The sequence below is a fragment of the Neobacillus drentensis genome, from assembly GCF_036966985.1.
Lineage (GTDB): Bacteria > Bacillota > Bacilli > Bacillales > Cytobacillaceae > Neobacillus > Neobacillus drentensis_E.
Genome location: NZ_JBALSN010000538.1, coordinates 1 through 2,853, shown reverse-complemented (window position 1 = coordinate 2,853; position 2,853 = coordinate 1). Strand labels below are relative to the sequence as shown.

Sequence of the window (2,853 nt, the reverse complement as noted above, 5' to 3'; positions counted from 1 at the left end):
TGACTCGATTGCCAACGGGTCCTCGATTTTTTCGCCAAGCATTTGATAGCCGCCGCAGACCCCAAATAGCACGGTTTGGTTCTTTTTCTGTAATTCCACGATTTTCTCGGATATTCCACTTTTTCTTAAAAAGAGCAAATCCTCGATGGTATTCTTAGTTCCTGGAAGAATCACTAAATCTGGATTGTGTAATTGATCCGCTCTTGTAATAAACCGGACATGGCAATCAGGTTCGGCAAAAAAAGGATCCACATCAGTGAAGTTGGAAATTTTCGGATACTGAACCACTGCAATATCAAGTTCTTTTTCGGTATTTTGGACAGATGTATATTTATTTAAAATAACTGAATCCTCGGCATCGATATTTAAATTTTGCAAATAAGGAATCACACCGAGAACTGGTTTACCTGTATATTCCTCAAACCACATTAATCCAGGTTCCAGGAGCCGAATATCGCCGCGGAATTTATTAATGATGACGCCAATGACACGGGCACGGTCTTCAGGCTCCATTAGCTGAAGGGTTCCTACTAAACTGGCAAAAACTCCGCCTTTCTCGATATCCCCAATCAAAATCACAGGGGCGTCAGCCATTCTTGCGACCCGCATATTGACCATTTCCCTGTCATTCAGATTAATCTCGGCAGGACTGCCCGCGCCTTCAATGACAATCCGTTCATACTTTTCTGACAGAACAGCAAGCGATTCTTTAATAAGCTCAACACCCGTTTGAAAGAATTCCTTGCGATACGCACTGGCTTCCATATTTTTATACGGTTTTCCATGGACCACAATTTGGGATTGGTTATCCCGATTCGGTTTGATCAGAATCGGATTCATATCAGTTGTCGCCTGAATCCCTGCTGCTTCAGCCTGGACCCCTTGTGCTCTTCCTATTTCTTTTCCATCCTCAGTGATATAAGAATTTAACGCCATATTTTGTGACTTAAAAGGAACCGTTTTATATCCGTCCTGGGCAAATATACGGCAAAAGGCCGTCACGACGACACTTTTGCCGACATCCGAATTGGTACCTTGAAACATCAATTTAAGAGCCTTAGCCATCTTCTTTGTACTCCTTACATTTCCTGATTTAATTTCCGACTAGCCCAGGTCACCATTAACTCCCCCGAGATGTCTTGTCATGGGTCACATACTAGGTTGTTGGAACTCGTTACCGTATACCACTCGAACTTTTCTTGGCAAACAATAACCATAATACTAAGAAAAACCGGACTATAAAACAAAATCCGGTTGTCTTTCCTCTAATTATGGTGATGATGATGATGATGTTCATACCCATGTTCTTCCGCATATTTACGGAAATTTTCTAAATCTTGCATTCCAGTGGATGTACCGTTTATGGCCTGATTCATACGTTCTATCAGTACTGTTCTTAACTTTGGATGATAGCCAAAATACTGAGCAATATCAATTGATATATGCGGATAAGACGCTTTATATTGTTCGGCCATTTTATTCATTCTTTTCATTAAAATTCCCGTAAATAAAAAATACGGCAGCATAATGATTTTTTTTGCGCCTAATTTAATGCACCGTTCCATCCCATCCTCCACAGTTGGCGTCGTTACCCCCATAAAGGCACTTTCAACAATAGGTACATTTAATTTCTCCCACAATAATCTGCTGATTTTGTAAAAATCACCATTAGCATATGGATCGCTGCCGCCTCGACCAATTAATAAAATGGCCGTATCCTCATGCTTTTGATTCACATCAAAACCTGCTTCAGTCAGTCTTGTTTTTAAAATTTCAAAGACTTCCTCATGAATACCTATCGTTTGGCCATAGGTAAATAGAACATCCGGGAAATGCTCTTTAGCATGTTCTATTTCTGCAGGAATGTGCAGTTTTGAATGTCCTGCATGTAATAAAATGATGGGAATTACATGGATTTCATCTGCACCTTTTTCAACACACAACTGAATCCCATCTTCAATATTTGGTGATGCAAATTCTAAAAAACATGTTTCAACTAAAAGGGCTGGATCAATGTATTCTGTCATTTGCCCGACAAATTCGCGAACCTCTGTATTCCCTGCCTCCAGCCTGCTGCCATGTCCAACAAATAATACAGCTTTTTTCATCGGTCCATTACCTTTCTTGTATTTTTCAATTCCTTTTATGCGATCTTCGCTGCGTTTCCGTACACCGTGCTCCATTGAATAAATTATCGCATCTTGTTCAACTGCTTCATGAACAAGATCACGAGCGGTTTCTTCATGTTGAACCGAATACCATGTCCCTTTTGGGTAATCAATTACGACGCATTTATCTTTACAGCGGCCGTTACATCGTGTACGCGATGTATGAATAAGCTCATCTAAACGGTTTTTCCGGATTTCGTCTCGAATTTGCTGCGTGACCTCCTCAGCTCCTGCTCCCATACAGGTTGCCCCATTGCAAATGAGTAAGTGACGCTGCATTTGCGTTAAATTCCATGTTGTCATAAAGTGACCTCCCCCTCTTCTATCACCTTTTACCCCCTATGTTTCTGTTATAGCAACAGCGCCCCCCGATATTTTAGTAATACAAAACGAAACTTAGTCAAGTAACACCCGAGGCTCCCAACTAATGATTGCTGCATAGAATGGGTGACGGTACACATACTGGTCATCCTCCATAGCGATATAAGGTTCGAGTGATGCTTTCACATGTGCCATATCAAACCGAGGTGATAGGATTTTTTTGCTTTGTGCTTCATATAATTGCTGCAATGTATCATAACGATACTCACGCTCCAGCTTGAGCATTTCACAATTTGCATAAATTCCTAACTGATACAGCATATTGACGATGGTAATATAATCACGGCGAGGATATTTAATGTCG

The 2,853-nt window shown here is 40.9% G+C and carries 2 protein-coding genes and 1 pseudogene; all 3 read right to left on the bottom strand.

Annotated elements, in window-relative coordinates; all coding sequences use genetic code 11:
• A partial coding sequence (locus V7659_RS27405) for a cobyric acid synthase (protein ID WP_335543237.1) occupies positions 1–1,065 on the bottom strand: 1,065 nt, incomplete at its 3' end.
• Positions 1,066–1,265: 200 nt separating this feature from the next.
• Complete coding sequence (locus V7659_RS27400; RefSeq protein WP_335543236.1) at positions 1,266–2,471, bottom strand: CbiX/SirB N-terminal domain-containing protein; 1,206 nt, start codon at positions 2,469–2,471, stop codon at positions 1,266–1,268.
• Positions 2,472–2,564: 93 nt separating this feature from the next.
• A pseudogene (locus tag V7659_RS27395) lies at positions 2,565–2,853 on the bottom strand (class I SAM-dependent methyltransferase); the annotation flags it as partial.

Coding starts and splice junctions, on each gene's coding strand:
- V7659_RS27400 (WP_335543236.1), bottom strand. CDS start 2,471: ATGACAACATGGAATTTAACGCAAATGCAGCGTCACTTACTCATTTGC.